At 59.8% G+C, this 18,310-nt stretch carries 16 protein-coding genes; 7 read left to right on the top strand and 9 right to left on the bottom strand.

Annotated elements, in window-relative coordinates; all coding sequences use genetic code 11:
• The first annotated feature begins 317 nt into the window (after nucleotides 1-317).
• Nucleotides 318-1,730: an amino acid permease gene (locus ACI77D_RS27815; RefSeq protein ID WP_064450895.1), complete on the top strand. Its 1,413-nt coding sequence runs from the start codon at nucleotides 318-320 to the stop codon at nucleotides 1,728-1,730.
• Nucleotides 1,731-1,792: 62 nt separating this feature from the next.
• Here ACI77D_RS27815 and ACI77D_RS27820 read toward each other — a convergent pair whose 3' ends face one another.
• The 4 genes from ACI77D_RS27820 to ACI77D_RS27835 form a co-directional block, all read right to left on the bottom strand.
• Nucleotides 1,793-2,917, bottom strand: a complete 1,125-nt coding sequence (locus ACI77D_RS27820; protein ID WP_407017931.1) for an OpgC family protein — start codon at nucleotides 2,915-2,917, stop codon at nucleotides 1,793-1,795.
• A 133-nt stretch (nucleotides 2,918-3,050) separates the two neighbouring features.
• Nucleotides 3,051-3,347: a cupin domain-containing protein gene (locus ACI77D_RS27825; protein ID WP_064450897.1), complete on the bottom strand. Its 297-nt coding sequence runs from the start codon at nucleotides 3,345-3,347 to the stop codon at nucleotides 3,051-3,053.
• Between the two features lie 67 nt (nucleotides 3,348-3,414).
• On the bottom strand, nucleotides 3,415-5,034 hold the full coding sequence (locus ACI77D_RS27830; RefSeq protein WP_064450898.1) for an FMN-binding glutamate synthase family protein: 1,620 nt from the start codon (nucleotides 5,032-5,034) through the stop codon (nucleotides 3,415-3,417).
• Nucleotides 5,035-5,062: 28 nt separating this feature from the next.
• The gene (locus ACI77D_RS27835; RefSeq protein WP_407017932.1) at nucleotides 5,063-5,827 is read right to left on the bottom strand and encodes a response regulator transcription factor; all 765 of its coding nucleotides are present in this window, start codon (nucleotides 5,825-5,827) and stop codon (nucleotides 5,063-5,065) included.
• A gap of 93 nt (nucleotides 5,828-5,920) precedes the next feature.
• Here ACI77D_RS27835 and ACI77D_RS27840 point away from each other — a divergent pair, with 93 nt between their 5' ends.
• From ACI77D_RS27840 to ACI77D_RS27850, 3 genes are all read left to right on the top strand, one after another.
• The gene (locus ACI77D_RS27840) at nucleotides 5,921-6,742 is read left to right on the top strand and encodes a carbon-nitrogen hydrolase family protein (RefSeq protein WP_407017933.1); all 822 of its coding nucleotides are present in this window, start codon (nucleotides 5,921-5,923) and stop codon (nucleotides 6,740-6,742) included.
• Between the two features lie 131 nt (nucleotides 6,743-6,873).
• On the top strand, nucleotides 6,874-8,199 hold the full coding sequence (locus tag ACI77D_RS27845; protein WP_262667119.1) for an APC family permease: 1,326 nt from the start codon (nucleotides 6,874-6,876) through the stop codon (nucleotides 8,197-8,199).
• Between the two features lie 100 nt (nucleotides 8,200-8,299).
• Nucleotides 8,300-8,572 carry a type B 50S ribosomal protein L31 gene (locus ACI77D_RS27850; protein WP_407017934.1) on the top strand — a complete coding sequence of 91 codons (273 nt, stop codon included), beginning with the start codon at nucleotides 8,300-8,302 and terminating at the stop codon, nucleotides 8,570-8,572.
• Between the two features lie 6 nt (nucleotides 8,573-8,578).
• On the opposite strand, the gene ACI77D_RS27855 is transcribed toward ACI77D_RS27850, so the two are convergent.
• The 4 genes from ACI77D_RS27855 to ACI77D_RS27870 form a co-directional block, all read right to left on the bottom strand.
• On the bottom strand, nucleotides 8,579-9,964 hold the full coding sequence (locus ACI77D_RS27855; RefSeq protein ID WP_407017935.1) for an ATP-binding protein: 1,386 nt from the start codon (nucleotides 9,962-9,964) through the stop codon (nucleotides 8,579-8,581).
• Complete coding sequence (locus ACI77D_RS27860; RefSeq protein WP_407017936.1) at nucleotides 9,961-11,772, bottom strand: DAHL domain-containing protein; 1,812 nt, start codon at nucleotides 11,770-11,772, stop codon at nucleotides 9,961-9,963. The genes ACI77D_RS27855 and ACI77D_RS27860 overlap by 4 nt, the downstream gene beginning before the upstream one ends.
• Nucleotides 11,769-12,707, bottom strand: coding sequence for a cytochrome-c peroxidase (locus ACI77D_RS27865; RefSeq protein WP_407017941.1), 939 nt, complete (start codon nucleotides 12,705-12,707; stop codon nucleotides 11,769-11,771). Before ACI77D_RS27865 ends, ACI77D_RS27860 begins: the two co-directional genes overlap by 4 nt.
• Nucleotides 12,708-12,782: 75 nt before the next feature.
• Nucleotides 12,783-14,657, bottom strand: a complete 1,875-nt coding sequence (locus ACI77D_RS27870) for a putative bifunctional diguanylate cyclase/phosphodiesterase (RefSeq protein ID WP_407017937.1) — start codon at nucleotides 14,655-14,657, stop codon at nucleotides 12,783-12,785.
• Nucleotides 14,658-14,914: 257 nt separating this feature from the next.
• On the opposite strand from ACI77D_RS27870, the gene ACI77D_RS27875 reads away from it, so the two are divergent.
• From ACI77D_RS27875 to ACI77D_RS27885, 3 genes are read left to right on the top strand one after another with little or no spacing between them, the layout of a single operon-like run.
• Nucleotides 14,915-16,261: an HD domain-containing phosphohydrolase gene (locus ACI77D_RS27875; RefSeq protein ID WP_064450907.1), complete on the top strand. Its 1,347-nt coding sequence runs from the start codon at nucleotides 14,915-14,917 to the stop codon at nucleotides 16,259-16,261.
• A gap of 47 nt (nucleotides 16,262-16,308) precedes the next feature.
• Nucleotides 16,309-16,722 (top strand): NUDIX domain-containing protein, encoded by a 414-nt coding sequence (locus ACI77D_RS27880; protein WP_262667124.1) that lies wholly within the window; start codon nucleotides 16,309-16,311, stop codon nucleotides 16,720-16,722.
• A 26-nt stretch (nucleotides 16,723-16,748) separates the two neighbouring features.
• Nucleotides 16,749-17,255 carry an N-acetyltransferase family protein gene (locus ACI77D_RS27885; RefSeq protein ID WP_407017938.1) on the top strand — a complete coding sequence of 169 codons (507 nt, stop codon included), beginning with the start codon at nucleotides 16,749-16,751 and terminating at the stop codon, nucleotides 17,253-17,255.
• 127 nt (nucleotides 17,256-17,382) lie between these two features.
• Here the strand turns inward: ACI77D_RS27885 and metR are convergent, their stop codons facing one another.
• A complete protein-coding gene (metR, locus tag ACI77D_RS27890; protein WP_064450910.1) occupies nucleotides 17,383-18,300 on the bottom strand; it encodes a transcriptional regulator MetR in 918 nt (305 codons plus the stop codon).
• Nucleotides 18,301-18,310: the final 10 nt, after the last annotated feature.

Consider the following 18,310-nt stretch of genomic DNA (forward strand, 5'->3'; position numbering starts at 1 on the left):
GGCGGCTTCGCCACCCAACGCGGGGCAAGCTCGCCACAGAAAGCCATTTTTCAGGGTCGCGCGCCGCGACGTTTTGTCACCCTATCCAGGTTAAATGCTCCTGTAAAATGGCATTTTGACCGACGCATCCCCTAAATTGGATCGTTTTTATAGTGAAAGAACCTGCTCTCAGCTTTTTATACTGCATGCCCCGCTGATCTTGCCCGGCAAGAAGGGCCCGTCCATGAGGCGGCCCGGTTTCGACAAGGGCGCAGGCTTACCGGCCGGCCCCTGGAAACTCGACGGACACTCCAATAACAAAATGAGGTTGTACCCTTATGCCAGTCGGCAACCCACTGCCCCATGGCGAGACCGCTCAAGGCGGCCCGCTCAAACGTGAACTCGGTGAACGGCATATTCGCCTGATGGCCCTTGGTGCCTGTATCGGTGTCGGCCTGTTCCTGGGCTCGGCCAAGGCCATTGAAATGGCTGGCCCGGCGATCATGCTGTCTTACATCATTGGCGGCCTGGCGATCCTGGTGATCATGCGCGCGCTCGGCGAAATGGCGGTGCACAACCCCGTCGCCGGCTCGTTCAGCCGCTATGCCCAGGATTACCTCGGCCCGTTGGCGGGTTTCCTCACCGGCTGGAACTACTGGTTCCTGTGGCTGGTAACCTGCGTGGCGGAAATTACCGCCGTCGCCGTGTACATGGGCGTGTGGTTCCCCGACACCCCGCGCTGGATCTGGGCCCTGGCGGCGCTGATCAGCATGGGCACCATCAACCTGATTGCGGTCAAGGCGTTCGGTGAGTTCGAATTCTGGTTCGCGCTGATCAAGATCGTCACGATCATTGCAATGGTCATCGGTGGCATCGGCATCATCGCGTTCGGCTTCGGCAATGACGGCGTGGCACTGGGTATCTCCAACCTGTGGGCCCACGGCGGCTTTATGCCCAACGGCGTGCAAGGCGTGTTGATGTCGCTGCAAATGGTGATGTTCGCCTATCTCGGCGTGGAAATGATCGGCCTCACCGCCGGTGAAGCGAAGAACCCGCAGAAGACCATCCCCAGTGCCATCGGCTCGGTGTTCTGGCGCATCCTGCTGTTCTATGTGGGCGCGCTGTTCGTAATTCTGTCGATCTACCCGTGGAACGAAATCGGCACCCAGGGCAGCCCGTTCGTGATGACCTTCGAGCGCCTGGGCATCAAGACCGCCGCCGGCATCATCAACTTCGTGGTGATTACGGCGGCACTGTCGTCGTGCAACGGCGGTATTTTCAGCACTGGGCGCATGCTCTACAGCCTGGCGCAGAACGGCCAGGCCCCGGCCACCTTCGGCACCACCTCAAGCAACGGCGTACCCCGCAAGGCGCTGCTGTTGTCGATCTTCGTGCTGTTGCTGGGCGTGCTGCTCAACTACATGGTTCCGGAAAAAGTCTTTGTGTGGGTGACCTCCATCGCCACCTTCGGCGCGATCTGGACCTGGCTGATGATCCTGCTGGCCCAGCTCAAATTCCGTAAGAGCCTGAGCCCCGCCGAACAGAAGGCGCTGAAATATCGCATGTGGCTGTACCCGGTCAGTTCGTATCTGGCGCTGGCATTCCTGGTGCTGGTGGTGGGGCTGATGGCGTACTTCCCGGACACGCGTATCGCGCTGTACGTGGGCCCGGTATTCCTGGTGCTGCTGACGGTGCTGTTCTACGTGTTCAAGTTGCAGCCGAGCAATGCCGGGGTGCGTGCTCAAGCCTGACCTCTCAGCACTCAACAAATAGCCACTTAACAAAAAGCCCCTTGATCGGGGCTTTTTGTTTTTCAGGCGGTAGCCACGTGGGGCGATTGGCTCAGGCGTTTGTTGAACTCCAGCCAGGCCCCCAGCGCGGCCATCAGTGCAGCCCCCACCAGCGCGGTGAAAATCTGCACGGCAAAGGCATCGCCAGCCAGGGCGTTGATCATGTCCGCCAACGGTGCCAACAGCACGCCCAGGCAGAACACTTCCAGCGAGTAACGCCCCATCCGGCAGGTCTGCTGTGCCAGCCAGTTTTGCGTCCAGGCACGCCCCGGCAACAGTTTGGCGGTGACGTAGGCCAGGGCCAGGAAGTGCAGCAGACGCACGGGCGACAGGTCGGTCTTGCTGATCGGATACAGCAGGTCGCTCAAGGCTGACGGCATCAGCGCGTCGTGTATGTCGGGCCAGCGCCAGCCGATCGTGATGACACCCGCGACCAGCACATAGGCCGCAGCCGCCACAAACAACGGCTGCCGCAGCAGCGGCCGATTGTCCTGTGGCCTTGGGCGTTGCCCGTGAATCGCCGCCGCCCCGCCCAGTACAAACAGCAACTGCCAGGTGACGGGGTTGAAGTACCACACACCGTCGGCAATCGCTGCCAGGTTCCAGCCCAGATGCGGCGCCAGCAGATAGACCGCCAGCGACACCGCGACCACCGCCCAGGTGTGACGCAAGAGCGACGGCAGCACCAGCGGCAGGCCGGCGAGCAACACGATATACAGCGGCAACGGGTCCATCAGGTTCGGCTTGAAGCGCAGCAGCAATTCATCCACCAACGCTTGCTGCGGGTGCGTAACGAAGTGCGTCAGGCCCATCTCCTCGACCAGGTCGCGGGTTTCCACATGGCTGTTGGCGAAGAACACAATGCCCATCAACATCGCCAACAGGAAGATATGCACCACGTACAACACCCATGTGCGCCGCAGGATCTTCAGGCAGGCCATCCCGTAACCTTCGCGCTGCAGGACCTTGCCGTAGGCCAGCACCGAGGCGTAGCCGGCAAGAAACACGAACACTTCGGCAGCATCACTGAAGCCGATATTGCGCAGGGTAATCTGGCCGAGGGGATTGTGGGGGACGTGATCCCAGAAAATGAAGATCAACGCCAGGCCCCGAAAAAAATCGATGCGCGGGTCGCGTCCGTTCAGCATGGCAGCGGGCTCTTGAACAAATAAGTTTAGTAATGACAGGCGAATGCGCGTGTTGTCGTACGCCGCACGTCGGGCGGGCGCAGGTTGGCGGTATTTGTAAGCAATTGCAAAGGCGGGGTATTACTGAATGTCTCTAGACATCAATGATCACCAAGGTGCCGTGGCTACCGGCAAGTACGGCATGCGCGGTGCCGGCTTCCACCAGGTACATCTGGCCGGCACCCACGCGTATTTCGTGATTGCCGATGCTCAGGCGCAACTGGCCGCTGACTACCAGCAGCCCTTCGTTGTAAGTGTGGGTTTCTTCTTCGTAGGCCTGTTCATCCATTCGCAACACTTTGATCCGCGCCGGGCCTACCTGGCCGAGGCGGGTGGATTTCCAGCTGTCAGGCAGTTGCTCGGCGATGGCAGCGAAGTCCAATAACGGCATGATGAATCTCCTTGTTTCAACGATGCCGTCGGTGGTCCGGTTCAGCGGGCAGGTGTTTGTTTAGCTATCAGGCAGCAGCGATTTCATTGGGCTCAAAACTGTCCGCCCGCGCCATCTGCCACATGCGCGAATAGAACTCGCCGTTCACCTCGCCCGTGAGCAATTCACCGGGCTTGAGGAACACATGCAACTGCGAGAACAGCTTGATTTCAGTTGCGGACATACGCCGCACCAAATGCTTGGCCGACAGCTGCGCTGGATGATCCAGGCCGGCTGCCGCAAGCATTTCCGCCAACGCCTTGAGGGTGTTGCGGTGGAAGTTGAACACGCGCTGGGCCTTGTCCGGCACCACCAGGGCGCGCTGGCGCAACGGGTCCTGGGTGGCGACGCCGGTCGGGCATTTGTTGGTGTGGCAGCTTTGTGACTGGATACAGCCGATGGCGAACATGAAGCCGCGTGCCGAGTTGGCCCAGTCGGCGCCGATGGCCAGGACGCTGGCGATATCGAACGCACTGACGATCTTGCCGCTGGCGCCGAGTTTGATCTTGTCGCGCAGGTTCAGGCCGACCAGGGTGTTGTGCACAAACAGCAGGCCTTCACGCAGCGGCACGCCGATATGGTCGGTGAACTCCACGGGCGCGGCGCCGGTGCCGCCTTCCTTGCCGTCGACCACGATAAAGTCCGGGAGAATGCCGGTTTCCAGCATGGCCTTGGCAATGCCCATGAACTCCCACGGGTGGCCCAGGCAGAACTTGAAACCCACCGGCTTGCCGCCGGACAGTTCGCGCAATTGGGCGATGAACTGCATCATTTCAATCGGCGTGGAGAAGGCACTGTGGCGCGACGGCGAGACGCAGTCTTCACCCATCATGATGCCGCGGGTGTCGGCGATTTCCTGGGTGACCTTGTGCTTGGGCAGGATCCCGCCATGGCCGGGTTTGGCGCCCTGGCTCATCTTGATTTCGATCATGCGCACTTGCGGGTTTTGCGCTTGCACGGCGAAGCGTTCCGGGTCGAAACGGCCGTCGCTGGTGCGGCAGCCGAAGTAGCCGCTGCCCAGTTCCCAGGTCAGGTCGCCGCCGTTTTCACGGTGGTAGGGGCTGATGCTGCCTTCGCCGGTGTCATGGGCAAAGTTGCCGAGCTTGGCACCTTGGTTCAACGCGCGAATGGCGTTGGCGCTCAGGGACCCGAAGCTCATGGCCGAGATGTTGAACACCGACGCCGAGTACGGCTGCTTGCATTGCGGGCCGCCGACCATCACGCGAAAGGCGCTCGGGTCACTCAACGGCGCGGGGCGCATTGAGTGGCCGATAAATTCGAAACCCGACTGGTATACGTCGATCAAGGTGCCGAAGGGTTTATCGGCGGTTTCGTTCTTGGCGCGCGAGTAAACCAGCGAGCGCTGGGCCCGGGAGAAGGGCAGGGCGTCGCTGTCGGATTCCAGCAGGTACTGGCGGATTTCCGGGCGGATGGCTTCTACCAGGTAACGGATATTGCCCAGGATCGGGTAGTTGCGACGCACCGCGTGGGGGCTTTGCAGCAGGTCGAAAATCCCGATCAGGCTGAGAATGCCGGTGACTACGGTGATCGGCCACAGCCATTCATGTTCGATAAAGGGGAGGCTGGCGAGGGTGAAAATGACGCACACGGCAAAGAAGGCGTAACGGCTTAGTAACGACAGGCTCATACGGTTTTCCTTGGTTCGGACTCATCGGCTAGGCGTTTTGCGCCTGAAGAAAGATCGAGAACAGCTCTGACTGGGATTTGATCCCTAGCTTGCTGTACATGTGTTTCTTATGGACTTTCACGGTTTCAACAGAGATTTCCAGCTTACGGGCGATTTCCTTGCTGGAGCAACCGCTGAGCATCAAGCGGCCCACATCCAGCTCACGGGCAGTCAATTGCGCGCCCCACTCATCATTCTGGACGGGCGGCTGCGGTGTGCTGACCTGGTTAAGCTCGAAGGGCAGGCGTTGGCGCAGCAAACTCAACACCCAGGGTTGGATCAACGACAGCAAGGCGATTTGCTGCGGGTCAAAACGCTGCTTTGAGCCCAGTGACAGGCACAGGGTACGCCCGTCCGCCAGTTGGCAATTGAACTGGATTTCATCGGCCACCACGTTCAGGCGAAAGTAACGCTGGTAATACTCGGTGAGCTCGAAATGCTCCGGCGCCACTTCAGCCAGGCGAAACAGGCCGGTGCGCGAATGCTCGCGGCTGGCGATGTAGAAGGGGTCGAGCAGGTACAGGCCGTTCAGGTAGTCCTGGAACAGATGGTCCGGCGTGCCATCGGCGCCTGGGCATTCGGCGAACACCAACGGGCGATGCGCGCTGCTGAACAGCAACACCACCCAACTGTCGAACGGCACGTAGGCGTCGAGCAACCGGACCAGTTGGGTCCAGAAGTTGGCCTGATTCAGGGCGTCTATCATTTGCCCCACCGAACGGTGCCAGGCGATGTCTTGCAGCGACATGGTCATTGATCTACCCCTATCGGGTTACCCCTGCCGCGTAATTCCCTGGCGGGGTGTGGCTGCGCATACTGCGGCACAGATTGAGAACAAGGAATACCCATGAAGGTCGAATTTGCCCAGTTGGCAGGTCGTGATAACGGCAAAGCTTACAACCTTGAGCGCGCCTTGGCGGCAATTGCTGCCTGCGCCGCCGATACGCAACTGATCGTATTCCCGGAAACCCATCTGATGGGCTTCCCGTCGGCCGAGACCGTTGCCGACATCGCCGAACCGGTGGATGGCCCTACCGTGCTGGCTGTTATCCAGGCTGCCCGTGCACGAAATATCGGCGTGGTCGTCGGCATGGCCGAGCACGACGGCGGCCAATTCTACAACACCACGTTGCTGATCACGCCCGAAGGCATCGCCCTGCGTTATCGCAAGACCCACTTGTGGGCCTCGGATCGCGGCGTGTTCACCCCGGGTGATCGCTACGCGACCTGCCTGTGGAACGGCGTGCGCGTCGGCCTGTTGATCTGCTACGACATCGAGTTCCCGGAAACCGCCCGCGCCCTGGCGCAGTTGGGCGCCGAGTTGCTGATCGTCACCAACGGCAACATGGACCCGTATGGCCCCACGCACCGCACCGCGATCATGGCCCGTGCCCAGGAAAACCAGGCGTTTGCGCTGATGGTCAACCGGGTGGAAGAGGGCGATGGCGGCCTGTTGTTTGCCGGTGGCAGTGCGCTGGTCGACCCGCTGGGCACCTTGTTGTTCGAGGCTGGGCGCGAGGAAGGGCAATTTACCGTCGAGCTGGATCTCGACCAACTGGTGGCGGCTCGCAAGGACTACCGCTACCTGGATGACCAGCGCTTGAAATTGCCGGGTGAGGTGATAGAGCGCAGTGATGGGACCCGCGAGTTGTTGATTCCTAAAGCCTGATCGTCTTCGACGAGTGAGGTTGCGGTGGCGAGCCCGCTCGCCACAAACGCTGTTTGAACATAAGAAAAATGACACCCGAGTCACCCACTTCAGTTCTGCCATAAATCTAATAAATCAGCGGAGAATCGCTCATGGCTCGTTTGCAACGCACCCTGTCGTTAGGGTCGGTGGTGCTGTTCGGCATCGCCTATATGACGCCGATCATTGTGCTCGGCACCTTTGGCATCCTGGCGCAATCCACCGCCGGCATGGTCCCCGCGGCCTACCTGGCCGCCCTGGTGGCGATGTTCTTTACCGCCATGAGTTACGGGCGTATGGCCCAGGCATTTCCGGTCGCCGGTTCTGCCTACAGCTATGTGCGCAAGGCGATCAGCCCCAAGCTGGGTTTTATCGCCGGTTGGGCGGTGTTGCTCGACTACCTGTTTTTGCCCATGGCCATCTGGCTGATCGGTGCGGCCTACCTCAATTCGGCGTTTCCTTCGGTGCCGCAGTGGGTCTGGGTACTGGCGTTTATCGGCATCACCAGCGCGATCAATATTGTCGGCCTCAAGCTCGCCAACGGCATCAACGCCTTGCTGATGCTGGTGCAGTTTTTAGTGTTGATTGCGTTTGTTGCGCTGTGCATTCACTACATCGGCGGCAACCCCAGCCAACCCCTGTGGACCCTCACGCCGTTCTTCAACGGACAGATGCAAATGCCGCTGATCATGAGCGGCGCGGCCATCGCCTGCTATTCATTCCTGGGCTTTGACGCGGTCAGTACCCTCACCGAAGAAACCCGCGACCCACGCCGCACTATCCCACGGGCGATCATGTTGATTACCTTGATCGGCGGGCTGATTTTTGTGGCGGTGTCCTACTTTGTGCAGATCGCTCATCCGTCGTTTGAATTCGCCAATGTGGATTCGGCCGCGTATGAAATTGCGCGCAATATCGGCGGTGATGTGTTTGTGTCGATTTTCCTGATCGGTCTGATCGTCGGCCAGTTCGCCTCGGGGCTGTCGGCCCAGGCCAGTGGTTCGCGCTTGTTGTATGCCATGGGCCGTGACGGTGTGTTGCCCAAGTCATTCTTCGGCACATTGCATGCGCGCTTCGGCACGCCGGTCAACAGCATCTTGTTGTGTGCGGTTGTGGCGTTGCTGGCGCTGAAGCTGGATGTGACCACCTCCACGTCGTTCATCAACTTTGGTGCCTTCCTGGCGTTCAGCCTGGTGAACCTGTCGGTGATCTTTCACTACTGGATCGGCGCGAAAGCGCGTGGAGTACGAGCGTTGATCCTGTTCCTGCTGTTCCCGGCCATCGGCCTGGTTGCGGATGTGTGGCTGATGGTCAGCCTCGACCACCTGGCGATTTACCTGGGCCTGGTGTGGTTGGCGATCGGCCTGGTTTACCTGGGTTTTCTCACCCGTGGCTTCTCGCAACAGCCGCCGGAAATGGACTTCCAGGAAACCGCATAGAAGCTTGCGGTCTATTCTTATTGCAATCGGTTCTCGTTTGGGTGCGTATTTTATGTTATTGTATAACACATCGAATGCACCCAAACGCCCCGGAGGCCTTATGAAAACTGGTATCCATCCCGACTACCGCACCGTGCTGTTCCACGACACAGCCGCCGACGCGTTCTTCCTGATCGGCTCCACTGCCGACAGTGATGGCACCCATAAACACAGCGACGGCCACACTTACCCTTACATCCCGCTGGACGTGTCCAGCGCCTCGCACCCGATCTACACCGGCCAACAGCGCAAGACCCAGGCCGAAGGCCGGATTGCCGGGTTCAACAAGCGTTTCGCTTCGTTTGGGTCGAGCCCGAAAAAAGCCGAGGCATGAGGTCGTTTAAGCCGTTTGCCGAATGGGCAGCACCACTTTAAAGGTGGTGCCTTTGCCCAATTCGCTGCTGACGGTGATAGCGCCACGGTGTTTTTTGACGATGCCGTAGGAGAGTGACAAGCCCAACCCGGTCCCTTCGCCTACCGGCTTGGTAGTGAAGAATGGATCGAAGATTTTCTGCACGCTGTCCGGGGCAATCCCGCAGCCGTTGTCTGCGACTTCCAACCAAATGTTCTCGCCATCCACCCCATTGCTGATGGTAATAGTGCCGCGCTCCGGCCCCATGGCTTGGGCCGCATTGATGACCAGGTTCATCACCACTTGGTTGAGCTGCGACGCCAGGCATTCGATTTCCGGCAGCGGCGCGTAGTGCTTGACCACGTCGGCCTTGTACTTGAGTTCGCTGGCGACAATGTTCAAGGTCGAGTCGATGCCCTGTTGCAGGTTCGCCCACTGCCAGTTCTGATCGTTATCCACCCGGGAAAAGTCCTTCAAATCCTTGACGATCTGTACCACGCGGCCAATACCCTCTTTCGATTCGCGAAGCAGCGTGGGAATGTCTTCCTTGAGGAAATCCAGGTCCAGACGCCGGCGCAGGGCTTCGAACTGCTCACTGTCTGTGGCGGTTTCGGCCTGTCGATAGGCATCGAGCATCTCTTGGAGCTGGTCAAAGTAACCACCCAGAGTGCCGAGATTGGACGAAATAAACCCCACCGGGTTATTGATTTCGTGGGCCACGCCGGCCGCCAGTTGGCCCAGGGAGGCGAGTTTTTCCGACTGCACCAGCTGGCTTTCCAGCTGTTTACGCTCGTCGATCTCCAGTTGCAGTGCCTGGCTTGCCTGGGTCAGTGCCTGGGTGCGTTGCTCAACCAGGTGTTCCAGGTGGCTGGTTTGCAAAGACGCGCGCCGCGCCATGCTCCATTTTACGGCCAGGGTATTGGCCATCTGCTGTACTTCAATGTTGTCGAAGGGTTTTTTAAGGATCAGCAGCCGGTCATGGGCTCGCAGGCGAAACAGCAGCTCTTCCCAGGAGTAATCCGAGTAGGCCGTACACACCACCACTTGCAGGTCCGGGTCAACTTTCCAGAGTTCTTCAATGGTCTGCGCACCGTCCCAACCTTGGGGCATGCGCATGTCGACAAAGGCCAGGGCGTAGGGTTTTTGCTCGGCCATGGCGACCTCAAGCAACTTCAGCCCCTCTTGGCCACCGTAGGCCGAGTCCAGTTCGAACACGGGGCCATGCGGCGTGTCGCTGGGACCGAATAGCGCAGCTTCCATGTCGTCCAGCGCCTGGTTCTGTTCCATGGGCGGCATGAGGATTTTGCGGAAGTCTTCGTGAATCGATGGTGTGTCGTCGATCAGCAGAATGCGCCGGTTCGAAGGTTCGTTCATGCTTGGCCTGCTGCATCGTTAAGTGGGATTTGCAACGTGAACAGGGCGCCTTTGCCTGGCCCGTCGCTATGGGCGGTGAGGTGGCCGTTCATTTCAATGGCCGCCAGGGCGCAGCTGTGCAGGCCGAAACCATGGCCCTCTTTGCGTGTGGTGAAGCCGTGGGTAAAGATCCGCGTCATGTTTTCGGCGGGGATGCCTTCGCCTTCGTCCTTGACGCTGATCTGCAAGAGGCTGTCCTCCAGTGTCGTGATCGACAAGGTGATCTGCCGTGGGCGGTCGGTCAGGTTCGACATGGCGTACTTGGCGTTGCTGATCAGGTTGACCATGATCAGCAGCAGCCGGTGTTTGTCCGCCATCAGTTGCGGCACCTCGGCATACTCCTTGACCACCGTCACATGGTGGCGATTCAGCGCCCCGGCGTTCATGCGCAGGGCGTCGTCCATCAAGGCACCGATCTCCACGGGCTCCAGCAGGCTGGAAGCGCCGGCGTAGGATTGCTGGGTGGAGACGATGTCCTTGATGTGGTCCACGCTCTTGCTCAACTGCGCCAGTTCATCGGTCAGGCCCTGTTGCTCGAGGGCGATGGCCTCCACCAGTTGGTTGAGGTAGCCGGGCAGCAATTTGCCTTTCTCGTCCTCGCGCAGGTAAGTACCCAGGTCGTCAGGGTGCTCGTTGATCAGTTGCATGGCCTTACCCAGCCCCAGTGCCTTGCTGGTGCGCAGCTTGCGTGCGACCAGTTCGGCGGAGATGTTCACGCTGTTGAGCACGTTGCCGACGTTGTGCAGCACATTGGTCGCGATTTCCGCCATGCCGGCCTGGCGGGCGCTGTCCAGCAGTTCGCTCTGGGCATCTCTGAGTTCCCGCGTGCGCGCCTCGACGCGCTGTTCAAGGCTTTCATTGACCCCGTGCAAGGCGCGGTTGACCCGGTTGATCTCGGCAAAGCTGCGCAACAAGCGAATGGCCAGGTACAACAAGAGCACGACCAGCAGCGTAGAAAATACCAGCAGGTAGCGGTGGTATTTCTGGTCAATCAGGTCGGCGGCGGCCTGGTCCTGATTGAGTTGGGTGGTCAGGTCATCCAGTTGATCTGAAAGGGGAATCGCGGCGATGCGACCGAGCAGGTCGTTGACGATGGGTTGCTCGCGCAAAATCAACGCGATGTGGTTACTGAGAATCTCCACCGGCACCTGGAATTCGGTTGGCAGGTTTTCTTTGTTCACCGCCAGTTTGTTCAGCCCCACGAGAATGTCCGCAGCTTTGTCGTCGCTCGTCACCTGGGCGAACTCCAGAGCGCTGAGCAGCAAGTCGTAAGTGTCGGTGGCGATACTTTGCTGTTCCAGCTTGTCGGTGTCTTTGAGTCGCAGGAAATGCGCCTGGATATCGTCTTCGGCGGTCGGCAAAAAGGCCAGGGAATTGCGCAGTACCGCATTGTGCGATTTGAACTGCTCCACTAATCGGGCCTTTTCCTGAATCGACTGGCGATAAGCATCCTGCGCGGCCAGCCAGTCGGCTGGGTGTTCGTGGTGGTGTTGCCCTTCGCGACTTTCCAGCAGGGTCCACAGTTGGCTCATTTCCTTGAGGGGGGCCACCAGCGGGTCATAGTTGTGGGTGAGGGCGATCCTGGCCTTGAGCACCTCGACGTCCCACTGGGAATTGAGTTGCTTGATCTGGCGGATCAGGTCGCGCGACTCGGTGTAGGTGGTGGACTGGTCGCCGATCGATTTGAGGTACAGAAATACCAGCACCGAGGCCAGTATCAGGGCGATGCCGCTGAGCGTGATCAGGCTGGCGAGGCGGGATGATTTCATAGGGGCTTGCCTGCCCATTCGCCGGTCAGCGTCTTGAGGAATTTGATGATCAGCGTCTTGTCCTCCGCCGACGGAATTCGCCCGAGTTGGTACTTGAACATGATGTCGACGGCCTCCTCCAGGGTCTTGGCCGAGCCATCGTGAAAGTACGGCGCGGTGACGGCAACGTTGCGCAGGCTCGGTACCTTGAACACGTTGCGGTCTTCCTCGTCCTTGGTCAGCAGGTAGCGGCCCAGGTCGGCTTCGGTCGGGTTGCCACGAGCCTTGAAGTAATCGCCCATCACCCCGAACTTCTGGTACATGTTGCCGCCGATATTGGCGCCCTGGTGGCAGGCGATACAGCCATAGTCCTTGAAGCGTTGGTAGCCATATTTCTCATCGGTGGTGAGGATGTCGGTATTGCCTTGCAGGTACTGGTCGAAGCGCGAATTGGGTGTGAGCAACGTGCGTTCATAGGTGGCCAGGGCGTCCTGCACGTTGGCTGCCGTCACCCCGTCGGGATACACCTGCTGGAACGCGGCCTGGTAGGTGGGCAGTGCCGATAGGGTCCGGACCACAGTCTGCCAGTCGTTGCCCATTTCCATAGGGCTGACGACCACCTGTTCAACCTGCGCTTGCAGGGTGTCGACCCTGGCGTTCCAGAATTGTTTGAAGTTCAGGCTGGCGTTGAATACCGTCGGGGTGTTGAGCTTGACCGGCTTGCCATCGAAACCCAGGGAAAATGCGCTGTTATCGTCACCACCGGCTTCCAGATTATGGCAACTGGCACAGGACTTGGAGTTATTGACGGACAGTTGCGTCTCATTGAATAACTGGCGCCCCAACTCCACGGTGGCTGCATCCAGCGTCGGCACCGGCGGCAATGGTTTGAGCGGTTCATCCAACGGCGCTGCCGAGACGGGCAGGCAGGTGCCATAGCCCAGGGCCAGGGTCATGCCCAGAACCCGTGGTGACAGGTGAAGAGTGCGTGGTGTGCTGCGGCTCAAGCGGTCGCTCCTTGCGGCAAAAAATCAGTGGGCAGGCAACAGGCTGGGGTGCCCGGTTTGCAGCAGTTGGGCGAATTCATCGGCGGCTACGGCCTTGCTGAACAGGAAACCCTGGCCCTCTTCACACTGGTGAGCTTTCAGAAATTGCAGCTGTGCAATGGTTTCCACGCCTTCGGCGACGATGTTCAAGTCCAGGCTTTTACCCAGGCTGATGATTGCGCTGATCAATTGCGCGTCCTGGCTGTTGTTGCTCAAACCGCGAATGAACGATTGATCGATTTTCAGCACATCAATCGGAAAGCGTCGCAGGTAGCTGAGGCTGGAATACCCGGTGCCGAAGTCGTCAACGGACAGCCGCACGCCCAGTGTCTTGATCTCGCGCAAGGTGGTGAGCGTGTCGTCGACGTTTTGCATCAGCACGCTCTCCGTGATTTCCAACTCCAGTAACTGTGGGGTCAGGCCCGTTTGCTCAAGGATCGCCGCCAGGTTGACGACAAAGTTACGCTGGCGAAAATCAATCGCTGAAATATTCACCGAGATACAGGTCGGCGGCAGCCCGGCGGCCTGCCACGCGCGCGCTTGCTCACACGCCTGGCGCAACACCCATTGGCTCAACGGCACGATCAGGCCACTGTCTTCGGCCACGGGAATGAAGGCGGACGGGTAGACCCAGCCATGATCGGGCTGATGCCAGCGAATCAAGGCTTCGGCGCCGACGATTTTCCCGCTGTGCAAGTCCAGTTTCGGCTGGTAGTGCAAGGTGAATTCATCGCGCTGCAGGGCCTGCCGGATGGCGCTTTCCAGGCTTTGCTGTTCCTGCGCGCGCAGGTTCATCTCGTCGATGAAAAAACTGAAATCGTTGGGGCCTTGGTCTTTGATGGCGCGCATCGCGGTTTCGGCTTTTTTGATCAATTCCACGGCGCTGCTGCTGTCATCGGGGTAAACACTGATGCCAAGGCTTGCGGTGACGCTCAGGTCGTGGCCGGCCACATAGTGGGTGGTGCTGACGGCGGCGAGGAGTTTTTCGGCAATGTACTGGGTTTGCTGGGGATGCTTGATGTCGTTGAGGATCAGCACAAATTCGTCGGAGCCGTAGCGAAACACCGAATCCGACTCGCGCACCGTCGCCACCAGGCTTTGGCTGACAAGCTTGAGCATTTCATCGCCGACCGGATGGCCCAGGGCATTGTTGATGCGCTTGAAGCGGTCCAGGCCAATAAAGATCACGGCCAGTTGGGTGCCATGCCGTCTGCAGACGGCAGTGGCTTGGGTCAGGCGGTCGCCCAGCAGGGTGCTGTTGGGCAGTTCGGTCAGGGCGTCGTATTGCAACAGGTGCGAGACCTTGAGCAGTTCCTGGACCCTTTCCTCAATCGTGCGTTCGAGCCCGATCAGCTTGAATGCGGCGTCCTGCGCCAACTGCCATTTCCAGGTCAGGGCACTGGCCATCTGGCGAATTTCCAGGTCGTCGAAGGGCTTTTTCAGGATCAGCAACTGGTCGTCGTATTTGAGGCGCGCCTCAATGGCTTCGAAGGAGTAGTCGGAGTAGGCCGTGCAAAGGGCGATTTGCAGGTTGGGGTCAACGTTCCATAGCTGTTCGATAGTTTCCAGGCCATCCCAGCCCGGCGGCATGCGCATATCGATGAAGACCAGGGCATACGGGGCGTTGTCGGACAGGGCTTTGTTCACCAGGGCCAGCGCTTCCTGGCCCTGATAGGCGGAATCCAGTACAAAGGTCTGGCGCACGGCCGGGGCGCTGCCGAACAGGGTTTCTTCGATGCTGTCCAGGGTCTGGCCGCCGTTGGCGTCGGCGCACAGGATCTTGCGGAAGTCCGCGTGGATTGAGGCGGTATCATCGACGATCAGAATGCGTCGATTGGCGCGTTCCGAGCGCGGACTCATGATTGATACCCTGAGGCGTGCAACAACATGCTCTGGCGCATAGGGCTTCCTTACCTCGAATGCTTCGGTACATGGGGACGGTCGCCAGCTTCATGCGACAAGCATAGTCGGCTCCCTTGAATAAGTCGGCCAGTTGGCGTCAAATCAAAGTCAGCTACCCCGACCGTCATCTAGCGCTCAATGCGTGAGCAAGTACAGCGGTGGATCACGTCGGGCCGCAATGAAGCAATTGTGTGTCATTGCCAGGAGGTGTCGCCATGGATGAACAAACTGCTACGACTCCCCCCTACACCCCCACCATTTTGCTGGTCGACGACGAAGAATCGATCCTCAATAGCCTGCGCCGCCTGCTGCGTGGCCAACCCTATGATGTGCGGTTGGCTGGCAGTGGTGCCCAAGCCCTGGAAATCATGGCGGCCCAGCCCATCGACCTGGTGATGACCGACGCGCGCATGCCGGCCATGGACGGGGCGATGCTGCTGGCCGAGACCCACCGCCTGTACCCGTCCACCACCCGCATCCTGCTGACCGGCTATGCCGACATGAGCATGATGATCAAGGCGATCAACGAAGGTCAGATTCACCGCTACATCAGCAAGCCCTGGAACGACGAGGAAATGCTGCTGACCTTGCGTCAGTCCCTGGACCACCAGCATTCCGAGCGCGAACGGCTGCGTCTTGAACAGTTGACCCGCGAGCAGAACGACCAGTTGAAGGCCCTTAACGCGACCCTGGAAAAGCGCGTCGAAGCCCGCACCAGTGAGTTGCAGCAAACCGCCGATATGCTCGACCTGGCCTACGACGAACTCAAGCGCAGCTACGTGACCGGCACCGAAGTGTTTTCACTGTTGGCCAACTTGCGCCTGCCCAAGCAGAAGCAGACCAATCGCCAGCTGATCGAGCTGATTCGGGTGTATTGCAAGGCCCAGGCGATGGACGAAGCCAGTGCCCGCGACCTGACCATGGCCGCCGCGCTCTATAACATCGGCAAATTGAGCTGGAGCGACAGCATGATGGTCGCGCCCTCGGACATGCTGCACAGCACCGACCGCGAACGCTATCGGGCCTACCCGACCCAGAGCGAGTCGTTGTTGATGACCCTGGAGCCGATGAAGGACGCCGCGCGCTTGATTCGTCATCACCAGGAACGCTGGGACGGCAGCGGTTTTCCCGACCACCTCAAGGGCGAGTTGATCCCCTCGGGCGCCCGGTTATTGAAGCTTGCGGTCGATTTTATCGAGCTGCAAAAGGGCTTGATCCTCGAGCGCCACATGAACAGCGATGAAGCGCTGCTCTACATCCGTAAATACGCCGGCAAGCTCTATGACCCGGATATGGTCGAAGACTTCGTGCAGGCCTGCGCCGCGTTCCTCAGTGACGTGACGCTGGGGGATTCAAGCGTGAAGGTCTTGACCACCCGCGAACTCGCCGAGGGCATGGTGCTGGCGCGCAATCTCAACGCCGATAACGGCATGCTGCTGCTCAACGCCGGCAAGGTGTTGAACCTGCCGCTGGTGGACAAGTTGATTGCGTTTGAGGCGATGGAAGGGGCCAAGTATTCGGTGTTTATCAAAGAACCGGATGTGGCTGCGCTTCCCGGTTAAGACGCTTTCTGTGATCCTTGCACCTTTGCATTCAAGGCATTTTTTACATGACATCGACTATTCGCATCGCCGCCGCGCTGTTGATCGGCAGCGACGGCCAAACGCTGCTGGTGCGCAAGCGCGGCACCCAGGCCTTCATGCAGCCAGGCGGCAAGATTGACGCGGGCGAACAGCCCGCCGAAGCCTTGGCCCGTGAGCTGTACGAAGAGCTCAACGTGCACATCGACCCGAGCGACGCCGTGTATTTGGGGCACTTCTCGGCGCCTGCCGCCAACGAGCCGGGTTTCATTGTGGAAGCTGAACTGTTCCAGGTGCACATCGACGTGGCGGTGACGCCCGCGGCTGAAATCGAAGAAGTGCGCTGGATCGACCCGGCCGGTGATGGCGGCCTGCACTTGGCACCACTGACCCGCGACCTGATCCTGCCGTTTTATCGCGCCTCCCTGACAGCTACCGCCTGATTCACAGGCGCAAAGGACTGCAACGAATGCTGATTCGCACCCTGGATGCCCATGACGCCGAGGCTTATCGAACGTTGATGCTTGAGGCGTATGACGCCTACCCCCAGGCGTTCACGTCCAGCGTGGCCGAGCGATCGGCCATGCCGTTAAGTTGGTGGGAAAAACGCATTGAGAGCCCGCTGGATCACTTGCTCGGCGCGTACCTCGGCGACGAACTGGTCGGAATTGTCGGCCTGGCCTTCGAGCCCCGTGAAAAGGCACGGCACAAGGTGACCTTGTTCGGCATGTACGTCACGCAGGCTTATCAAATGAAGGGCCTGGGTCGTCGGTTAGTGGAGGCGGCACTCGTCGAGGCGTGCAAGCATCCGCGCCTTAAGGTGATTCAACTGACCGTCACCGCCGGCAACGACGCAGCCTTTGCGTTGTACCAGCGTTGCGGGTTTATTCAGTACGGCCTGGAGCCGCTGGCGGTGCGGGTGGGTGTCGAGTATTTCGACAAAATCCACATGTGGCGCGAACTCAACGTTGCCTGAAATCCCATGGGGACACTCGATCCAGTGTGGGAGCCCGCTTACCTGCGATGGTTTCGCCTCGGTGCTGCAGCCAGATCGCGTCGTCTGCATCACAGGCAAGCCATCCCCGTATTTTGATCTGTGCCGTTCAGCGAACGGCGCTGACGCCGTCCAGCGTGGAAAACGACGTGTCCTTGGCCGTGAGTAAAAAGTCGCGCATGTACGGCGCGTCCAACATGTCGGCGCGAATCCCTGCATACAGCGTGGCAAACAGCCCTTTCTCGCCCAAACGCTTGGCCTTCACGTAACCGCGCGAGCTGTATTCATGCAGCGCCCAATGCGGCATGCCGCACACGCCCCGGCCGCTGGCCACCAGTTGCATCATCATCACGGTCAGCTCCGAGGTGCGCACCTGGGCTGGCTCCACATCGGCCGGTTCCAGGAAGCGGGTGAAGATGTCCAGGCGATCGCGCTCCACCGGGTAGGTGATCAGGGTTTCGGTCAGCAGGTCTTGGGGCACGATGTACGACTTGTTCGCCAGCGCGTGCTGGTTGGCCACGGCCAGCATGGCTTCGTAGGTGAACAGCGGCACATAGGTGATGCCCGGCAGCTCCAGCGGGTCGGAGGTCACCACCAGGTCCAGGTCACCACGGGCCAGGGCCGGTAAGGGCGCGAAGGCAAAACCCGAGGCCAGGTCGAGCTCGACCTCTGGCCAGGCATCGCGAAACTGGTCGATGGTCGGCATCAGCCACTGGAAGCAGCTGTGGCATTCGATCGCCATGTGCAAACGCCCGGCGGTGCCACCAGCCAGGCGCGCGATATCGCGTTCAGCGCCACGCAGCAAGGGCAGGGTGGCGTCGGCCAGTTGCAGCAGGCGCAGGCCGGCGCTGGTGAAGCGCAGCGGCTTGGTCTTGCGCACGAACAACTGCATGCCCAGGCGCTCTTCCAGCTCCTTGAATTGGTGGGAGAGTGCCGATTGCGTCAGGTGCAGGCGCTCGGCGGCTTCCACCAGGCTGTCGGCTTCGCGCAGTGCGTGCAGAGTCTTGAGGTGACGAATTTCTAGCACGGGCGCTCCA

Source organism: Pseudomonas sp. O39 (assembly GCF_045447295.1).
In the GTDB taxonomy this organism is placed as follows: domain Bacteria; phylum Pseudomonadota; class Gammaproteobacteria; order Pseudomonadales; family Pseudomonadaceae; genus Aquipseudomonas; species Aquipseudomonas antarctica_A.